Origin of the sequence: Sphingomonas sp., from assembly GCF_050725575.1 — a bacterium.
Lineage (GTDB): Bacteria > Pseudomonadota > Alphaproteobacteria > Sphingomonadales > Sphingomonadaceae > Sphingomonas.
The window spans coordinates 54727-72472 of the sequence record NZ_JBOHHW010000024.1 but is presented as its reverse complement, the minus strand read 5'-3'; the positions used below and the strand labels follow the sequence as shown (position 1 = coordinate 72472).

The 17746-nt window shown below is 63.7% G+C and carries 19 protein-coding genes and 1 pseudogene; 11 read left to right on the top strand and 9 right to left on the bottom strand.

The genetic code is table 11. The features are described 5' to 3' along the window. From ACRECS_RS16350 to ACRECS_RS16340, 3 genes and pseudogenes are all read right to left on the bottom strand, one after another. Window positions 1–910 (bottom strand): annotated as a pseudogene (locus ACRECS_RS16350) (hypothetical protein); the annotation flags it as partial. Further along, window positions 907–1755 carry a hypothetical protein gene (locus ACRECS_RS16345; protein WP_431584014.1) on the bottom strand — a complete coding sequence of 283 codons (849 nt, stop codon included), beginning with the start codon at window positions 1753–1755 and terminating at the stop codon, window positions 907–909. The gene ACRECS_RS16345 and the pseudogene ACRECS_RS16350, both read right to left, overlap by 4 nt. A gap of 125 nt (window positions 1756–1880) precedes the next feature. Continuing rightward, window positions 1881–2669, bottom strand: coding sequence for a hypothetical protein (locus ACRECS_RS16340; RefSeq protein ID WP_431584013.1), 789 nt, complete (start codon window positions 2667–2669; stop codon window positions 1881–1883). Between the two features lie 219 nt (window positions 2670–2888). Between ACRECS_RS16340 and ACRECS_RS16335 the strand changes: the two genes are divergently transcribed. After that, window positions 2889–3221 (top strand): hypothetical protein, encoded by a 333-nt coding sequence (locus ACRECS_RS16335; protein WP_431584012.1) that lies wholly within the window; start codon window positions 2889–2891, stop codon window positions 3219–3221. Between the two features lie 144 nt (window positions 3222–3365). Then, window positions 3366–6221: a M16 family metallopeptidase gene (locus ACRECS_RS16330; RefSeq protein WP_431584011.1), complete on the top strand. Its 2856-nt coding sequence runs from the start codon at window positions 3366–3368 to the stop codon at window positions 6219–6221. A gap of 60 nt (window positions 6222–6281) precedes the next feature. Here ACRECS_RS16330 and ACRECS_RS16325 read toward each other — a convergent pair whose 3' ends face one another. Further along, a complete protein-coding gene (locus tag ACRECS_RS16325; RefSeq protein WP_431584010.1) occupies window positions 6282–7487 on the bottom strand; it encodes an MFS transporter in 1206 nt (401 codons plus the stop codon). A 113-nt stretch (window positions 7488–7600) separates the two neighbouring features. Here ACRECS_RS16325 and ACRECS_RS16320 point away from each other — a divergent pair, with 113 nt between their 5' ends. Both ACRECS_RS16320 and ACRECS_RS16315 read left to right on the top strand, forming a co-directional pair. After that, complete coding sequence (locus tag ACRECS_RS16320; RefSeq protein ID WP_431584009.1) at window positions 7601–8386, top strand: AraC family transcriptional regulator; 786 nt, start codon at window positions 7601–7603, stop codon at window positions 8384–8386. 217 nt (window positions 8387–8603) lie between these two features. After that, window positions 8604–8888 carry a hypothetical protein gene (locus tag ACRECS_RS16315; RefSeq protein ID WP_431584008.1) on the top strand — a complete coding sequence of 95 codons (285 nt, stop codon included), beginning with the start codon at window positions 8604–8606 and terminating at the stop codon, window positions 8886–8888. A gap of 86 nt (window positions 8889–8974) precedes the next feature. Here the strand turns inward: ACRECS_RS16315 and ACRECS_RS16310 are convergent, their stop codons facing one another. Further along, entirely contained in the window at window positions 8975–9835 is an 861-nt protein-coding gene (locus ACRECS_RS16310) for a class I SAM-dependent methyltransferase (RefSeq protein WP_431584007.1), read from the bottom strand. A 68-nt stretch (window positions 9836–9903) separates the two neighbouring features. Here ACRECS_RS16310 and ACRECS_RS16305 point away from each other — a divergent pair, with 68 nt between their 5' ends. Together ACRECS_RS16305 and ACRECS_RS16300 are read left to right on the top strand one after the other, a co-directional pair. Next, entirely contained in the window at window positions 9904–10362 is a 459-nt protein-coding gene (locus ACRECS_RS16305; protein WP_431584006.1) for a helix-turn-helix domain-containing protein, read from the top strand. 97 nt (window positions 10363–10459) lie between these two features. Beyond that, window positions 10460–11203: an HAD-IIB family hydrolase gene (locus ACRECS_RS16300; protein ID WP_431584005.1), complete on the top strand. Its 744-nt coding sequence runs from the start codon at window positions 10460–10462 to the stop codon at window positions 11201–11203. Window positions 11204–11223: 20 nt separating this feature from the next. Here the strand turns inward: ACRECS_RS16300 and ACRECS_RS16295 are convergent, their stop codons facing one another. The 4 genes from ACRECS_RS16295 to ACRECS_RS16280 form a co-directional block, all read right to left on the bottom strand. After that, window positions 11224–12537, bottom strand: coding sequence for an acetamidase/formamidase family protein (locus ACRECS_RS16295; protein WP_431584004.1), 1314 nt, complete (start codon window positions 12535–12537; stop codon window positions 11224–11226). 410 nt (window positions 12538–12947) lie between these two features. After that, window positions 12948–13373 carry a hypothetical protein gene (locus ACRECS_RS16290; RefSeq protein WP_431584003.1) on the bottom strand — a complete coding sequence of 142 codons (426 nt, stop codon included), beginning with the start codon at window positions 13371–13373 and terminating at the stop codon, window positions 12948–12950. Window positions 13374–13404: 31 nt separating this feature from the next. Then, window positions 13405–13848, bottom strand: coding sequence for a DoxX family protein (locus ACRECS_RS16285; RefSeq protein ID WP_431584002.1), 444 nt, complete (start codon window positions 13846–13848; stop codon window positions 13405–13407). A 52-nt stretch (window positions 13849–13900) separates the two neighbouring features. Beyond that, the gene (locus ACRECS_RS16280) at window positions 13901–14173 is read right to left on the bottom strand and encodes a BufA1 family periplasmic bufferin-type metallophore (RefSeq protein ID WP_431584001.1); all 273 of its coding nucleotides are present in this window, start codon (window positions 14171–14173) and stop codon (window positions 13901–13903) included. Window positions 14174–14393: 220 nt separating this feature from the next. Between ACRECS_RS16280 and ACRECS_RS16275 the strand changes: the two genes are divergently transcribed. The 5 genes from ACRECS_RS16275 (at window position 14394) to ACRECS_RS16255 (ending at window position 17643) form a co-directional block, all read left to right on the top strand. Beyond that, window positions 14394–14936 (top strand): sigma-70 family RNA polymerase sigma factor, encoded by a 543-nt coding sequence (locus ACRECS_RS16275; RefSeq protein WP_431584000.1) that lies wholly within the window; start codon window positions 14394–14396, stop codon window positions 14934–14936. Continuing rightward, entirely contained in the window at window positions 14936–15577 is a 642-nt protein-coding gene (locus tag ACRECS_RS16270) for an NrsF family protein (protein ID WP_431583999.1), read from the top strand. Before ACRECS_RS16275 ends, ACRECS_RS16270 begins: the two co-directional genes overlap by 1 nt. A gap of 117 nt (window positions 15578–15694) precedes the next feature. After that, window positions 15695–15958, top strand: a complete 264-nt coding sequence (gene bufA2 / locus ACRECS_RS16265; RefSeq protein WP_431583998.1) for a BufA2 family periplasmic bufferin-type metallophore — start codon at window positions 15695–15697, stop codon at window positions 15956–15958. A 63-nt stretch (window positions 15959–16021) separates the two neighbouring features. Then, a complete protein-coding gene (gene bufB / locus ACRECS_RS16260) occupies window positions 16022–16882 on the top strand; it encodes an MNIO family bufferin maturase (protein WP_431584016.1) in 861 nt (286 codons plus the stop codon). Further along, window positions 16879–17643, top strand: a complete 765-nt coding sequence (locus ACRECS_RS16255) for an HvfC/BufC family peptide modification chaperone (RefSeq protein ID WP_431583997.1) — start codon at window positions 16879–16881, stop codon at window positions 17641–17643. The genes bufB and ACRECS_RS16255 overlap by 4 nt, the downstream gene beginning before the upstream one ends. Window positions 17644–17746 lie beyond the last annotated feature (103 nt).

Below are 17746 nucleotides of genomic sequence, written 5' to 3'. Positions count from 1 at the left end.
CGTAGAACTCGGTCGCCTTCTGGCTGCCGACCGGCAGATAGTTCATCAGCACATCGGCCTTGCTCTCGCGCAGCGCGGCGACGACTTCGGCCTTGGTCGGTTGCGGCAGGTCGGCGACGATGAAGGTACGGTCATCGGCATAATCGGCCATATGGTCGGCGACGCCGTCCAGGACATTGCCCATCTTCACCTTGACGCCGCTCGGCGGGACATCCGCACAGAACACCGCGGCGCAATTGGGCTTGGTGAAGATCGCGTCGGACACGTCCACGCCGACCTTGCGCGTATCGACGTCCCATGCGGCGACGACCTTGATATCGCTCGGCTTGTAGCCGCCCAGATCCCAATGCATCAGGCCGACATGGTCGTTCGATCCCTTGTGGTAGAAAGCGAGACCCTGGACCAGCGAGCTGGCGCAGTTGCCGATGCCGACCACTGCGACGCGAATATCCTTTGCGTGCCTTGCAAGCGCACGAGCGGTTATCTCGGGAAACAAGGCCCTGATATAGTCACGTAACTCAGGGTGACGTCGAGCTACTTCAATGGCTCTGGTCAGAAATTCTTCCGCGCCCTGGATTGCGCGCAACGTTCCCAGCAGTCGCGCCTTGATCTTGTATGAGTGAACGAGATCTTCGATCGTTTCAGAAATTTCCGTAGAATCGTTGCCCATCTTTTCTATCAGAAGGAATAATAGAAAGAGTGATCGATCTTGAGCCCATGCCTCACCGAGTAAACGGTCGACAATGGCAATTGTGGCGACGTCGTGGGTCTCGATGTCGTCGAAGCCGCCCAGCACGGAATGGATGTCCGCTCGGGTCCCCGCAAAAGGGGCGTCATGAATTGGTCGAAATTCGACGCTTTCGCGGATGACGGCCGCGATGCCCGCTTGACCAGAGATCAGAGCTTTCACGGCGCTTCCATAACATCGGCACCCAATTCCACCAAAAGTTGTCGCATGTGCCGCCATGCGATCCTGTCGGGTCTGGATGCAGGCTTCGGCCCGACAACGGTCTCGATACAATCCAAAAGGATGTCACCGTAAACATGTGCTTCCACGAAATCGCATGTCGCAGCTCCGCGATTGCGGTTCATGACGAGTTCGGCGATATCGGCATCGCAGGCACCTTTCGAAAGTCGCTCCGCAAGTTTTGCTGCGATGAGCTTGGCCCGCCGATCCCATACCGTCCGGTATCCCGGGGGAGGCATTTTTCCTGATACGATTCCATGTCTTTCGCTGAATATGAACGGATTCTCTTCGAAAACGGTCGTTCTATGCGCAATCGCATCTTCGCGAACGATAATGCTATATTCTCCGTAATAAGGCATCCCCACTCCATCTACGGTGATCGCGGCATAGTTCAGCTGGTCGTAAAACAATGGACTTACTGTATTTTCCGCAGATATTCTTTGCAGATTGAATTCATCTTCGGTATAGGATTCACCACTTTGCCGCCTCTTGTAGAAATTCCGATAAAGACGATTTTCGCTGTAAAGCCAATGCGATAGCTGTCTGAATTTCCGATTGATAACTAGTTTTGATTTTTCTGTCATAAATAACAATAGATCATATTCATACTGAAGGTTTGCTTCTTCGATCACCTTTTGTGCTGCAGCAAGGCGATGTTCGAGCGCGGTGCACTCCTCTGCGCGCATTGCGTAACGGACATTGGGAAAGCCGATGTCACTAAAGCAATAGCTGCATTGTCGCTGGTCAATTTGAATCATGCGAGTGCAGATCGGGCAAGCTTCTTTCATCTGACATTCCCCGACCACGTCTTTTACAGCGCCAGCAATATCGGCGATCTGATTACATTTATCGACGCTGACCGACCATGCAAGATGGTGGTTCGGTCTCGGCGCGTATGCAATTCGATCATCGCTTAAGCGGCCTCAACCGCCGTAGCTGATGCCTTAAGTGTTTTTTTCGCCAACGCATTTGATGCTTTTTTCACGGTCGCCTTGGCGCCCTTCGCTGCGTCGCCATCAAGCGTGTCGCGCTTTATAACCTCGGTGGTCAGCAATGCGCGGAGTTCGTCATCGCTCGTTTTCACGCCAGCGAACAGTCGCCGCATTTCTTTGCGAAGCGCGCCAACCACTGCGTCGCTGAGTATCACTTCGGCGATCACATGACGGTTCAGGATTTGGGCCTGTTGATGGAATTGATGAAGCGCGTCGGTTGTCACGCTTTCCCGGCATAACATGAACAGCTTCGCCAGATCCTCGCCCGAGCGCGATGAAAGCGTGGCCATGTCGAAGCAATAAACTTCCTCCCAGTCGATCGGCTGAGCGAATTTGATGCGATAGATTTTCCATACGATCGCGTTGGTCAACAATACCCACTCAATCCCTTCATGAGCGCCGTAATTTACCGCTTGGCGAAGGTGATTGTTGTTGAGGGAAGTGCCGGCAGATTTGATCTCAGCCAGATAGTGAACCTTACCGCCAATCTTGACAGCAAGATCGCAAAAGGTGCCACGGATTTGTTGTTCACTGGTCAGTTCGGTGTATTTGTCATAGCCGAAAACGTCGCAGAGCATGTCCTTGCAGACGGTGACGGTATCCGCCTCGGAAATATCGCGCTCGGCGAGCTTGCGGACGATGGGCTGGTATTTCTTCAAACCAGCAACGAGACGGTCTTGTACCTTCTTTGGAATCTTTACGGTATTCATGCTGCATCCCCCCAATTTTATTGGGTTCAGCTTACCGGGCAGAAGCCGGCGTGCAACAGTGATATATTTTCAGCCCCGGGGAGATGCTGCGAGAGTCCCGACATTGGCGAAGAGCGTCAGGTAATTCCAAGCTGGATGACGCAACACCCGCGAGCAGGCAACCCCCGCGCCTCTGGTTCGTTATCTATTTCATCTTCCATCATTTCATTGAGATGAGTCATGACCCATAGCCCGCCGATCCCCGCCGGAAATCAGTCGCCCTATCCGTTGCAGGAGCCGCCGCACGAGCATCTTCCGCCCTTGGCTGACGCATCGGCGGGATATGACGATGACCAGAGCGACGATGAGGGCCTGGTGGCCGGGATCGGCAACAAGGCGCTCGGCATTGGTGCAGCGGTCGGTATCGGGTCCGCAGCGATCGTTGCCGGGTTGCTCTATGCGCGCAGCAGCGGCACGGCGGCCAAGTCGAAATCAGGCGCGAAGCCGGGGACGGCTGCACGTAAACCGGCAGCAGCCAAGCCCGGGACGGGGTCGCGCAAGGTCAAGGCCTGATCGCGAAAGGGCGGGTTCGGCAGCGACGGGCCGTTGACTGCGGCCAACGGGCCGTTGCCGCCCCAAGGGCTTGACATTGTAGCATCCGGTTCGATTCTGGCGGCTGATTTCCGGTCATCGGCAATCCAGTCGCGAGGGGGAATTATGACATCGGTGGGCTTCTTGATGCGCATGGGCGTTGCCGCCATCGCGCTGGCAGTGGGCGGTGCGGGACAGGCGTCGGGCAGCGAGAAGCCTGCACCCACCACCTCGATGGTCTCGGACGTGCCGCCGATCCAGTATCAGGAACGCATCCTCAAAAATGGCCTGCGCATACTCACGCTCAGGGACATAACGACGCCCAATGTCTCGGTATCGGTGTGGTACGAGGTGGGATCGAAGCATGATCCCGACAAACGCTCGGGCTTCGCGCATCTGTTCGAGCATATTCTGAGCCGCAAGACGGTGAACATGCCGTACAACATGATCAACCGATTGACCGAAGATGTCGGCGGGGTGCGCAATGCCTCCACCGGGTTCGACCGGACCAATTATTACGAGACCGTGCCGGCGCAATATCTCGAGACAATGCTGTGGACTCATGCCGAGCGCATGGCGCGTCCGGTGGTCGACAAGGAAGTGTTCGAGACCGAGCGCAATGTGGTGAAGGAGGAATTGCGCCAGCGCGTGCTCGCCCCGCCCTATGGCCGGCTGTTCCGCTTTGCGATGAACGAGAACGCGTTCGACGTGCTGCCGCATCGTCGCCCGGCGGTCGGCAGCATCGCCGATCTCGAGGCCGCGACGCTGGAGGATGCCCGCGCCTTTCATGAGGCCTATTACGGGCCGGATACCGCGACATTGATTGTGGCGGGCAATTTCGACGAAGCACGGCTCCAGGCATTGGTCGATCAATATTTCGCGGCAATCCCCCGGCGGCCCCGGCCGATCCCGCTGGCCATCACGGGCAGCGAGCCGCCAATGGCACTGCGGCGGATCAATGCCACCGGCCCCAATGTGCCGCTGCCCGTGGTCGGCGCGATTTACAAGGTGCCCGGCGCGAACCACCCCGATAGCGCCGCGATCGAGGTGATGGACGCAATCCTGGGTAATGGCGAGAATTCGCGGCTGTTCAAGGGATTAGTGCGATCGGGCAAGGCCAGTGAGATCGATGAGGATCTCGACCTCAACGAAGAGGCGGGGATGATCGCGCCGATCGCGATCCTGAGCGCAGGCCAGGATGCCGAGGTGGCGGCGGGCGCGATGGATGCCAAGTTGAACAGCATTGCGTTGGGCGAGGTTTCGGATGCCGAGCTCAACGAAGCCAAGAATGAATTGCTGTCCGAGGCACTGCGCGAGCGTGAGACCTTTTCCGGACGCGCGTTCGAACTGGGCGAAGCACTGATGCGCACGGGCGATCCCCGGGCGGCTGACAAAAGACTGGCGGCGATCGGCACGGTGACCAAGGCCGATGTGCTGCGGGTGGCGAAGCGCTATCTCGATCCCAAGGCGCGGGTCGAAATCCGCTATACCAATGGCGACGGCAATCCCGCGAGCTGGGCCAACCCCATACCGATGCCGACCTTCACCACCGTGCCCACGGCGCAGTCGGTGCCGAACCAGCTGGCAGCGGAGGGCGCGCGGCAGGCGCCGCCGGGACCTGGCCCGGTGCCGGCCGTCGCGGTGCCGAAGATCGTCGAAGCGCGGCTCGACAATGGCGTTCATGTGGTGGCGGTTAAAACCGGATCGGTGCCGCTGGCGACGATGACCGTGGTGATTGCCGGCGGCTCGTCGACCGATCCGGCGGGCAAGGCCGGGCTCGCCCGGTTCGCCGCCGATCTCGCGACAAAGGGGAGCAGGACGCGCACCGCCGAGCAGATCGCGGCGACCCTGGAGAGCCTGGGTGCATCGATCAACGCCGGGGCCGGCCCCGATGGCAGTTCCTTCTCGATCAACGCGCCGGCCGCCAATCTGGAGCAGGCGGCGGGCGTGCTGAGCGACGTCATACGCAATGCCAGCTACCCTCAGGCCGAGTTCGACCGGGAGCGCAAGCGGGCGATTGACCAGCTTCAGGTGGCGATGAAGGACCCCGGGCCGCTCGCCAATATGGCGGTTCTGCCTGTGCTTTATGGCGCGGCGCCCTATGGCCGTCAGGGCGGCGGGACAATCAGGAGCCTGGGTGCCCTGAGCCGTGCCGATCTGGTCGCTTACCGGCAACGCTGGTGGCATCCCGCCAATACATCAGTCATCGTCACCGGCGGGGTCGATCCGGCGATGGGCACCGCGCTCGCCACCAGGCTGTTCGGCGACTGGCGGATCAGGGCTCGGGCGCCCGCGGTGCCCAAGGTGCGCACGGGGCAGGGCATGTCGAGGCATACGATCGTCATCGACCTGCCCGGTGCCGGTCAGACCGCAGTGGTAGCGGCGGTGCGCGGCGTGAGCCGCTCGGATGCCGATTATCCCGACCTGCTGCTCGCCAATGCGGTGCTTGGCGTCGGCTCCAACGGCCGGCTGTTCACCGAGGTGCGCAGCAAGCGCGCGTTGAGTTACGGCGCCTATAGCGCGATGCCCGCGCGCGCCGACACCGCGATGCTGTCGGCGAGCGCGCAGACCAAGAACGAGACCGCCACCGAGGTCGCGGAGATCTTCCTCAACGAGTTCAAGCGACTGGGAACGGAGCCGATCAGCAGCGACGCGCTCGACAAGCGCAAGGCCTATGTGAAGGGCAGCTATGTTCGCCAGATGGAGACGGGTGGCGGCTTCAGCGCGATCATTTCCGGCCTGATCCAGCAGGGGCTTGAGCCGGGCGAGGCTTTCGCGCTTGCCGGGAAGCTCGACGCAGTGAAGCCCGATGCGGCCAATGCGATCGCGGCGCGGCTGGTCACGCCCGAAAACGCCTGGCTGGTGATCGTGGGCGATTCAGCCAAGTTCATCGACAAGCTGCGCACGCTCCGGCCCGACGCGGTGGTGATCCCCGCGGACAAGCTTGATCTGGAGTCGCCGACGCTGGGTGCGGCGGGATGATGATCTGATCGAGCCTGGTTGAAATTCGCGGGAGTACGAATTTCAACCAGACCAGCGGATTCAGCGTTCCGGATCGGGCAGGAAAGCGGCGAGAAGGCCGATCGCCGGCAGGAACGCGCAGATCATATAGACCAGTTCGATGCCGCCGCGGTCGGCGACTTCGCCCAGCACGGCGGCGCCGATCCCACCCATGCCGAACGAGAAGCCGAAGAACAGGCCGGAGATCATGCCGATCTTTCCCGGCACCAGTTCCTGCGCGAGCACGACGATCGCCGGGAAAGCGGAGGCGAGGATCAGGCCGATCACCACCGTCAGCGGGCCGGTCCAGAACAGGCTGGCATGTGGCAGCAACAGCGTGAAGGGCAGCGCGCCGAGGATCGAGAACCAGATCACATATTTGCGCCCGAACCGGTCGCCGATCGGACCGCCGGCGATCGTGCCGACCGCCACCGCGCCGAGAAAGACGAACAAATGGATCTGGGCCACCTCCACGCTCACGCCGAAGCGATGGATCAGGTAGAAGGTGAAGTAGCTGGTGAGGCTGGCGAGATAGACATATTTCGAGAAGATCAGCGCGAGCAGGATGGCGATGCCGGTGAGCACCTTGCCGCGTGGCAACGTCACGACGACCTGACCATTGGCCCGGCCGCGCGTCAGCCGGGCAATGCCGTGATGGCGGTACCATTGCCCGACATTCCACAGGATCGCGCAGGACAGCAGCGCAAGCATCGCGAAGAAGGCAAGGCTGGACTGACCCCAGCGCACCACCACGATCGCGGCGGCAAGCGGGCCGAGCGCCGACCCGGCATTGCCGCCGACCTGGAACATCGACTGAGCCAGGCCATGCCGCCGCCCCGCCGCCATGCGCGCGACGCGCGAGGATTCGGGATGGAACACCGAGGAGCCCATGCCGAGCATCGCCGCGCCAACCAGCAACAGCCAATAGCTGTGCGCCGCCGACAGGACGAGGAGTCCTGCCAGCGAGAACAAAGTCCCGCCCGGCAGCGCCAGCGGGGTCGGCTTCCTGTCGGCATAGAGGCCGATCAGCGGCTGCAGGATCGACGCGGTGAGCTGATAGACCAGAGTCACCAGCCCGATCTGGCTGAACGACAGGCCAAGCTCAGTCTTCAGATTGGGATAGATCGCCGGCAGCAGCGACTGCATCATGTCATTGAGCAGATGACAGAAGCTGATCGCCAGGATCACGCCGAAGACAGTCGTTTCGGTTGCGGGAAGCGGTGGTGCTGCGGCTTTGGTGGCGTTCATCCGGGCATCCGTTGGTAAGCTGGCTTTGGTGAAGCTGGAGCGGTCCCGTACCCCCTCCCGGTGTTGCCCGCATTCCTGTATGGGTCTTTTACTTTTGCAAGTGGGACAGAGTCATGCCGTGGAGCAATCCGGCCCTGGTCGAGGATATTGCGCGGCCGATCGTCGCGATCGGCAATGAATGTCCGCCGGCGTTCGAGCTTGACTGGCACCAGCATCGCCGTGGCCAGCTGCTTTATGCCGCACGCGGCGTGGTGGTGGTCAGCACGCGGCACGGCGCCTGGGTCGCGCCGCCCGAACGCGCGATCTGGACGCCGGGCGGGTGTGCCCATGCGGTGCGGATGGTCGGCGCGGTCAGCACGCGCAGCGTCCTGATCGAAGCCGATGTGCATGGCTCGCTGGGTGACCGTAACAAGGTGATCCAGGTCTCGCCGCTGCTGCGCAGCCTGTTGCAGGCATCGTGCGAGGTGCCGCCGGAATATGATGTCGACGGGCGCGACGGCATGGTCATGGCGCTGTTGCTCGAGGAGCTGGCGCGCGCGCCGACTGTGCCGCTCGCCGTGCCTTTCCCCAAGACGGTGGAGATGGCGCGCAAATGCCAGGCGTTCCTCGAACGGCCGACACCGCACGACACGATCGACCTGTGGAGCGCCGACCTCGGCATGGGGCGGCGCGCCTTTACCCGCGCGTTCCGTCGGGAAACCGGGCTCAGTTTCGGTGCGTGGCGGCAACAGGCCTGTCTGCTCATCGCATTGCCGCGGCTGGCGGCGGGTGAGGCGGTGACGACCATCGCGCTTGATCTCGGCTATGAAAGCCCGGCTGCCTTCACCACCATGTTCAAGCGGCTCGCGGGGGTCGCGCCGAGCCATTATCGCCCCGGCGGCGCGACCGGCACGGCCTGAGCGACTCCGAGTCGCGGGTGCCGGATGATGGGGTGATCGGCCCGTAACCCACTGATTATGCGCAAACGGCCAACGCTTGCCTGCCACGGTTGAGCAGTTTTTCGAGCCCAAAACGTGATGAGTCGAACCGCGCAAGTCTGGCCTTGCCCCGTCCCGACCGCCTATCAAAAGGGGGCCGGCGTGTATCAGCCGGACCAAGATCGGGAGTATCTTTTCAATGAAAGCCATAGCCATTCTGGTGGCGGCAGCGGCATTGGTGCCGGCCGCGACCTTTGCCCAGACGGCGCCGTCTTCATCGCCGTCGACCCAGAGCGCCAGCCCGACCGAAGCACCGGCGACGCCCGACACCGTCAACTCCACCGCACCGGTCGACACCGCAACGCCGACCGCGTCCGATCCGTCGAGCACGCAGCCAACCGCCACCGACACGACGGCGGATGCATCGGCGCCGCAGGCGACCGACGAAGCGACGTCCAAGAAGAAGCATAAAAAGCCGCATTGAGCGGTAAAAAGAGCGCCACGGGGAGGGGGTGCGGGCATCGGGCGTTCAGCGCCCGGTGCCCAATCGCCCATGTTGGGGTCCAGACCCTAGCTCGCCCGTGCGCTGACCAGCCAGCAGGCGAGGCTGAACCGCGCGGTGCCGTCTGACACGAACGGCTCGAACGCGGATGTGAGGACGGCGGACACCGCCGCCCGCGTGCGATCGTCGAGATCGGGGAGCAGCGCGCCGACCCGGCCCATCGTCATGATATAGGTTTGCAGGTCGGCTGCCGGGAGCGTGCAAGCGATATCGAGCGGCGTGATGTCGATGTCGCGCCATCCGGTCTCCAGGATGCGGCGGACCTTCTGCGCATCGGCAAAGGCGAACTGCCCCGGCGCGTCGGGATCGGACGGGGCCAGTTGCGGCAAGAGCGGCGCGGCCGCATGTTCCGCTGCGGTCATGAAGGGATTTTCAGCCGGATCACGCCAGGTGATCATGGTCAGTCCGGCATCGTCGCGCACCGCGCTGCGCAGATTGGCGAACGCCCGTTCCGGCTGGTCGAAGAACATCACCCCGAAGCGCGACACGATCCAGTCGAAACTGCCGCTCGCAACGCTGTGACGTTGCGCGTCGCCGGCGATGAACTGCGCCGCGAGGTTCGTTTGTGCCGCGCGGCGACGTGCCGCCTCGACCAGCGGCATCGAGATGTCGAGGCCGGTACACTGGCCATCAGGCGCAAGTGCCCGCGCCACCGCGAGCGTCGTCGCGCCGGCGCCGCAGCCGATATCGAGGACATTGCGCGCCCCGCCCGCCCGAACGGTCTCGGCCAGCAATTCCTCAAAGGGCAGGAGCAGGCGGTCGAGCATTGCCTGCTGTGCCACCCAGGTCGCGCCCGCGCGGGCATTCCATAGCTCGGATTGGGTCTGGTTAGGCGGCCTATGATCGGATGGGGCGGGCGCTGGTGTCATGGCGATTTTCCTTGTGCTGATCGAGTGTCCGCAGCACTCTGCCACTTCAAGCCGACTTGAGGTCAATAGTGAAACTTCTCGATATCGCGGAGGTCGCCAAACGATCGGGCATGCCGGCGTCCACGCTGCGTTTCTACGAGGAAAAGGGGCTGGTTGAATCGCTCGGCCGGCGCGGGTTGCGGCGGATCTTCGGTGCCGATGTGCTGGAGCGGCTGTCGCTGATCGCGCTGGGGCGGATGGCGGGCTTCTCGCTTGACGAGATCGGCGGCATGTTCGGTGGCAATGGCTTGCCCCGGATCGACCGCGCGATGCTGAGCGCGAAGGCAGACGAACTGGAGCGCTCGATCGGCCAGCTCAGCGCGCTGCGCGACGGCCTGCGCCATGCGGCCGCCTGTCCGGCGCCCAGCCATATGGAATGCCCGACATTTCGCCGCCTGCTGACGGCTGCCGGCAAACATTCCGAGCGGGCGGAGTCGGTCATGGTCCGCCCCGGCCGTCGGCGCACGCGGGCGAAGGGTATGGCTTAGCGCCGCGCCGATTTCTCGCTCCATCAAGGGACCCGTGCGGGAGCCGATACGTTCACCCGCCGCCAGACTCGCCACTCACCTCAGCCGGAGCCTTTATATGAAGCACCTGATCGCCTTCGATCTTGATGGCACGCTCGCCGAGAGCAAGCAGCCGCTGCAGGAGGCGATGGGCGAGGCGCTGGCCGACCTGCTCGCCGTAGCGCATGTCGCGGTGATTTCGGGCGGGGACTGGCCGCAATTCGAAAAGCAGGTTGCGAGCCGCCTGCCGGCGCGCGCCGATCGCAGCCGGTTGTGGCTGATGCCGACCACCGGGACCAAGCTCTATCGCTATGACGGCAGCTGGGCGCCGGTCTATGCCGAGCTGTTCGACGATGCGCAGAAACAGGCGATCTTCGCGGCGTTCGATGCCGCGCTGGCCGCGACCGGATTCGTGCCGGAACAGGTGTGGGGCGAGCGGATCGAGGATCGCGGCAGCCAGATCACCTTTTCCGCGCTTGGCCAGCAGGCGCCGCTCGACGCCAAGGAGCATTGGGATCCCGACTTCGCCAAGCGCAAGGTGATCCAGGCGGATCTGCGCACGCGGTTGCCGGGCCTGTCGATCAATATCGGCGGGGCGACCTCGATCGACGTCACGCGCGAGGGCGTGGACAAGGCTTACGGCCTGAAGAAGCTGCGCGATGCGAGCGGCATTGCGCTCGACGCGATGATGTTCATCGGCGATGCGATCTTCCCCGGCGGCAATGATTATCCGGCAAAGGAGCTTGGGCTCGACACGGTGCGGGTGCGCGATCCGCAGGATACGCTGTCGGTGATCGCGACGATCGTCGCCTGCCAGAAATAGCGGGTTCGCCTGCGGTCCGGCTACCGGGGCGGCACCGGTGCAGTCGCCTTCGGCGGCAGCACCGCCTTGTCCAGTTTCGCCGCCACCCCGACGCTGCGCCCGGCAAGATTGGCCACCGAATAGTGCATCGCGGTGCCCAATATCTGCGCCGTCTGCGACAGGGTCAGCCCATAATCCTGCTGCAGCCACAGGATCATGCCGGTGCTGGCGGATTTCAATGCTTCGTCGAGCGAGCCGGCCTGGCCCAGCACCATGATCCGATCCGGGGATTCGACGCGCGGGCCGGCGATGCGCTTGCCCTTGATCAGCTCGACCCTGAACGCGACGTCCATCGACGTCTCCAGCGCATATTGCGACGTCTCGCCGTCACCTTGCAGGGCATGGGCGTCGCCGAGATAGAGCAGGGCGCCTGGCTGCTGCACCGGCAGATAGACGATATTGCCCTCGACCACTTCGTTGAAGTCCATATTGCCGCCGAACGGGCCGGTGTCGCCGGTCGATAGCGGCGCGGAGCCGAACCCCGGCGCGACCGCCAGCCCGCCAAGCATTGGCCTGACCGCGATCGAGAAATCCTTCAGCGCGCCGCTCGCGCCCTGCGGCCGGGCGCGCCCGGCCTTGCGGTCAAGCGTCCAGCGCACCGGCTTGCCCAGTTCGCCGGCCCTGGCGACGAGGCTCGACCCCAGTGCGCGGCCGACGATCGTGTCGAGGCTGTCGGCATAATCGCGGTTGAGGCGCAGCCGCTTGATATGCACCGCCAGCATGTCGCCCGGCGCCGCGCCAGCAATGAAGAACGGCCCGGTCTGCGGGTTGCCGAACAGGGCGACGGTATTCCCCGCCGCATCCACGCCGCCGGAATCGACTGTGCTGGTCTCGACGCTGTCGCCCGGCCAGATCGTCAGTACCGGCGCGCGGTGCGGATCGAAACTGTTGGCATAATCGACCGGCTGGAAGTGCCAAGTGCGCGGGGCCCCGGCGGGGCGGTCGGCGATGCGCCGCGCGGTGAATGTGTGCAGTGCGCGCCGATCGGGGAAATTATTGTCGGGAAAATCGGCCTTGCCGGCCATCGTTGTGCCGGTCTGTGAGCCGGAGAAGCGATAGATACCGCCGCCTTTGGCCTGCGATGAAAACTCGATCGTGCCGGCGGTCGCGCGCCCGTGCAGCGGATCGCCGTCGATATCGCCGGTCAGCTGCTCGCCGACCCGGACCAATGTGAGCATCGAATAAGCGGGATTGCCCCACATATCCTGGACCAGGATCCAGGTTTCGGCAGGCTGTTGGGCGTTCGCCGGGGCCGCGGACAGGCACAACAGGATCAGTGTGAGCAGGTATCGCATGGTCTCTGATCCGGCTTATGACTACAAATGTAATCGTACTTGAACCGCCAAGTCGGTCAAGGCGGTAATGGCTGTGGCGATGCGCCGGTCATTGTACCGGTGGCGCGGGGACAGTGTTGTTTTTCCGACACAGAGAAAAAGCGCGCCGGCACCAGTCCGGCAAGGCGTGAGATACCCGATCCTTTTCCATGGTTGAATCGCTGCCGGCGACAGGATCGCGGGGACGAACGGGGAGATATGGGACACCGGTTGTCGCATGTCCGGGGGCAAGCGGCCGGAGATATGGGACACCGGTTGTTGCATATCTTCCGCCGTCGCTGTGGCGAAGATCTTAAATAATATACTTATATATCAAATACTTATGTTGAATATGTGCAAACCAGACCAGAGCGGACCCTGCGCCCGGAGCTTTAGAGCCGGTCCCAGCGGGTCCAGATGCCGATGGCGTGGACCACGGCGAAGACAAGCACGATCGCCGAGCTGACTTGCAGGAAGGTCGTGCCGTGGCCGGGCATGCGCGCGAGCATGACGGGATAGGCGGCGGCGCGCGCGACATAGACCGCACAGATCAGGATCAGCGCCGGACGGAGCAGCGGCAGGCGCGGCACCAGGCCAGCGCCGGAAAAGGCATAGGCGGCCCAGCCGGCGAGGATCGCGGTGATGCCCAGCGTGATGAGGGCGGGCCGCCATGATCCCTGCTCGGCGAGACGCGCCATGCCCTCGCCCGCGCCGAAGAAGCGATACCAGGACGGGCCGCCGAACACGCAGCCGAGGTGAAGCAGCGCAGCGATGGTGTTGAGGACGCCCGCCGCGATCAGCCAGTTGATCCTGTCCATGCCTTCGCTCCCCCGTTTACGCGGGGCGATGTTAGGCCTTTTCGAGCCGGAAGGCACGGTCAAGCGACCAGGCGCCGCCGCCGCGCGCGATCAGCGGCAACAGGATCGCCGCCCAGCTGAGATGCGTCGACCAGGCATCGGGATAGACGAAGATTTCGATCACCAGCGTCATGCCGAGCAGGGCTGCCGCGGCAGGGCGGGTGAACAGGCCGAGCACCAGCAGGATCGGGAAGAGATGCTCCGAATAGGCCGCGATATGCGCCGCGACCACCGGCGGCGCGAAGGGCAGGGCGTATTCGGTCGCGAACAGTTCATAAGTGGCCGGCGTGAGCGTCAGCAGCCCTTCGACCTTGGTCCGGCCGGACAGGAAAAAGACCGCGGCGATCGCGAGGCGCGCGATGAGCAGCAGCAGGTTGCGCGACACGAGCGTGTCGAGCCGCGCGGCGGCGCGGGCATAAAGCGTGGCGGGGGTCATCAGCGTCTCCAGTCAGGCCCCTTTCCTGCCAAGGGAAGGGGCCGATCCAGCCTCATGCCTTGGGGGTCAGCGAGCCATTGCCCTTGGGCGTCTTGATCGACGTGCAGGTGCCGGCGGGGACGAGTTTCCAGGCATCGCCCTGATAGGCGACGCGCGACGTGCCGGCGCAGCTGGTGCCGGCGCCGGCCTTGCAGTCATTCTTGCCGGCGAGCGACACGCCATAGCATTTTTCCATCGGCTTCTTGGCGGCCTGGGCATTGGCGCCCGACCCGAGTGCGATGCTCAGGGCAAGGGCTGCGGCAATTGCCGCCGGGGTCTTCGCCATATTGGGCTTCCTTTGTAAATCGGCCTCGACGTGGGGCGGGGAGTTGGCCCCGCCGCACGGTGACCCTGGGAGGCCTTTTGGGCACAGGTCACGGAAGCTGCTTCGTGTTGCCCCGGGCTTCGGTTACACTGGCGGCACGATCGTTATTCCGGCGTCGGGCAGGCCAGATTTATGTGTAACCTTTGGCCGCGCTGCCGCGAATGACCCGTCGGGAGTGCATGTGAGGGCGAGCGAAGATCAGCTCAGGATATGGATGATCGGCGGTCTCGATGGAGATTCCGGCGCCTATACCGCCTTGCTCAATGCGCTCGTGCCGATGCTGCGATCCTTTTTCGGGCGGCGCCTTCGCGGCGCCGCCGACGATGTCGAGGATCTGGTGCAGGAAACCATGATGGCCATTCACACGCGGCGCGGCACTTATGACCGCGACCGGGCCTTCAGTGCCTGGGCCTATGCCGTTGCGCGCTACAAGATGATCGACCATTTCCGCCGCACCCGCACCCGCACCACTGTGCCGATCGAGGGGCTGGAGGATATATTGGTCGCCGAAGGATTCGAGGCGGCGACCTCGGCGCGGATGGATGTCGATACGTTGCTGGCTGAATTGTCGCCCAAACAGGCGCGGGTGATCCGCGAGACCCGGATCGAGGGGCTGAGCGTGGCCGAGGCGGCGGAGCGCGGCGCGATCAGCGAATCCGATGTGAAGGTGTCAGTGCATCGCGGTCTTGCCGCGCTCGCCAAACGCCTGAAAGGTGGCACTTGATGCGCACCGAAGACCTGATCCGCTCGCTTGGCGAGGAATTGCGCCCGGTGCCGCGCGGCGCGGTCGCGCGGCGGATCGCGATCGGCATGGCGGGCGGCGCGATCGTTACGCTGGCGCTGGTGCTATTCTGTCTCGGCATGCGCCCCGACATGATGCACGCGATGTGCGGTTCGTCGTTCTGGATGAAATGGGGCTATACCATTTTGCTCGATCTGGTGGCGATCGCCGCTGTGCTGCATCTGGCACGACCGCAGGCGATACGGCCACGCTGGCTGTGGCTGCTCTGGGTGCCGGTGGCGGTGCTCGCCCTGCTCACCGGGCGCGAGATGCTGATGATGCCGATGGACGGGTGGCACGAGCTGTGGATCGGGCATAGCTGGCGGGCCTGCTCGATGCTGGTGGCGATGCTGTCGCTGCCGATCCTGGCCGGGTTGCTCTGGTCGTTCCGGCAACTCGCTCCGACACGGCTCAGGCTGACCGGGGCGCTTGCCGGACTGGCGGCGGGAGCGTGCGGGGCGACGCTGTACGGGCTGCATTGCCAGGAATCCTCGGCGCTGTTCATCCTGACCTGGTATTCGCTGGGGATCGCCATGGTCGTTGCGCTGGGTGCGCTGGTCGGGCCGAGATTGCTGCGCTGGTGACTTTCCAGACTCTTCCCCGGAACCGGGGAGGAATTTAGATGGGCTTGTAACGAACCCCTCCCACTCCCCGAAAACCCTTTCGCCATTCCGGCTCAAATGTTTTCGGAGACCTTCCCCATGACCACCCGCATCCTCGGCGCGAGCTTCGCCGCCACTGCCGCCATCATTGCCGTTGCCGGCGTCGCGACCAGCGCACCGGCGCTGGCGAAGGGCGAAAAGACCGTCCATTGCTACGGCGTCAACACCTGCAAGGGCACGTCGGACTGCAAGACCGCGTCGAACGATTGCAAGGGCCAGAATGAGTGCAAGGGCCAGGGCTTCAAGGCGCTGACCGCCAAGGCGTGCACCGCGGCGGGCGGCAGCCTGACTGCACCCAAGTGAGTTTCCGGACCCGGCCGGATGACCGGCCGGGTCCTTTTCCCGCACTGGACCGACACCATGACGATGACCCGCAACCCGGCCTTTCACGGCTTCGGCCTTGGCCTCAGATCGCAGCATTATCCCGATTTCCTCGAGCATGATGTCGCGGTGGATTTCGTTGAGGTCATTTCGGAGAATTTCATGATCGCCGGCGGGCGGCCGCTGCATATCCTGGAGCGGATCCGCGAACGCCATCCGGTCGCATTGCACGGCGTATCGATGTCGATCGGCTCGGCCGACGGGCTCGACCAGGATCATCTGATGCGGCTGAAATCGCTGGTCGACCGGATCGATCCGCTGTTCGTGTCGGATCACCTGTGCTGGACCGCGATCGAGGGGTTCAATTCGCACGACCTGTTGCCGATACCCTATACGCGCGAGGCGATGGATGTGGTGTGCGCCAATGTCGCACAGGCGCAGGATATGCTTGGCCGCGCGATGCTGATCGAGAATCCGTCAAGCTATGTGCGCTTTGCCGACAGCGATGCGACCGAATGGGATTTCATGGCGGAGATGTGCGCACGCACCGGGTGCGACCTGCTGCTCGACGTCAATAATATCTTTGTCAGCGCGACCAATCATGGGTTCGACGCGATCGCCTATCTCGATGGCGTGCCGGCGGAGCGGGTGCGCCAGATCCATCTCGCCGGGCATAGTTCGAGTTCGGGTTCGAGTTCGGGCGGGGGCAGGGATTTGCTGATCGACACGCATGACCGGCCAGTGCCCGACAGCGTCTGGGCGCTGTACGACGCGGCGTTGGCGCGGATCGGGCCGGTCGCAACGATGATCGAGCGCGATGACGATATTCCGCCGCTTGCCGACCTGCTTGCCGAGCTCGACCAGGCGCGACGCATCGCGGCCGCGCGTGAGCGGATCGCGGCATGAGCCTGATTGCGCTGCAGCGCGACTTTCGCCGCCATTTGCTGGACGGGGCGGGTGCGGTGAAGAGCTGGGTCGCGCCCGGGACAAAGGCCGGGCTTGCGGTCTATCACAATGCCTATCGTGTGCAGCTGACCGATTGCCTCGCCGAAACCTATCCGCAGCTCCATGCCTGGCTGGGCGGGCCGGGCTTTGTCGATGCGGCGCGCCATCACATCGAGCGAACGCCGCCAAGTGGCTGGACACTCGGTGTCTATGGTGCCGGGTTCGACCGGACATTGGCCGGCCTCTATCCCGACGATGCCGAGGTCGCCGAACTGGCGACGCTGGAATGGATGCTGGCCCAAGCGTTCGAGGGCGCGGATGCAGTTGCGCTGCCGCCGGCCGCGATTGCCGGGATCGACTGGGACAAAGCGCGGTTGAGCTTCGTGCCCACGCTGCGGATCGCGCCCGCCCGGACCAACGCCGGCGCGATCTGGTCGGCGCTGTCCGTCGGCACTGCGCCACCCGCTGCGGCGATCCTGCCCGAGTCAGCGGCGATGCTGGTGTGGCGGCAGGACTTCACACCTTGTTTTCGGACCATCGAAGCGATCGAATGCGATGCCTTGCAACGTGCCCAGTCGGGCGCCGGCTTTGCCGACTTGTGCGCGATGCTGGTCGAGGCGCGCGGCGAGCAAGCGGGGCTGGCGCTGGCCGGGGCGATGCTCGGACAATGGTTCGCCGACGGGCTGGTGGCTGCCGCGCCGGAGGATTGCGATCGAGGCTGAACGAAGAAAGCGGCCCGGCGTTGCCGCCGGGCCGTGAGGTTACGCCTTGGGAGCTATCCGGGCGATGAGAGGATGCGACGGCGACGCGCGGTTTGTGGCCGCA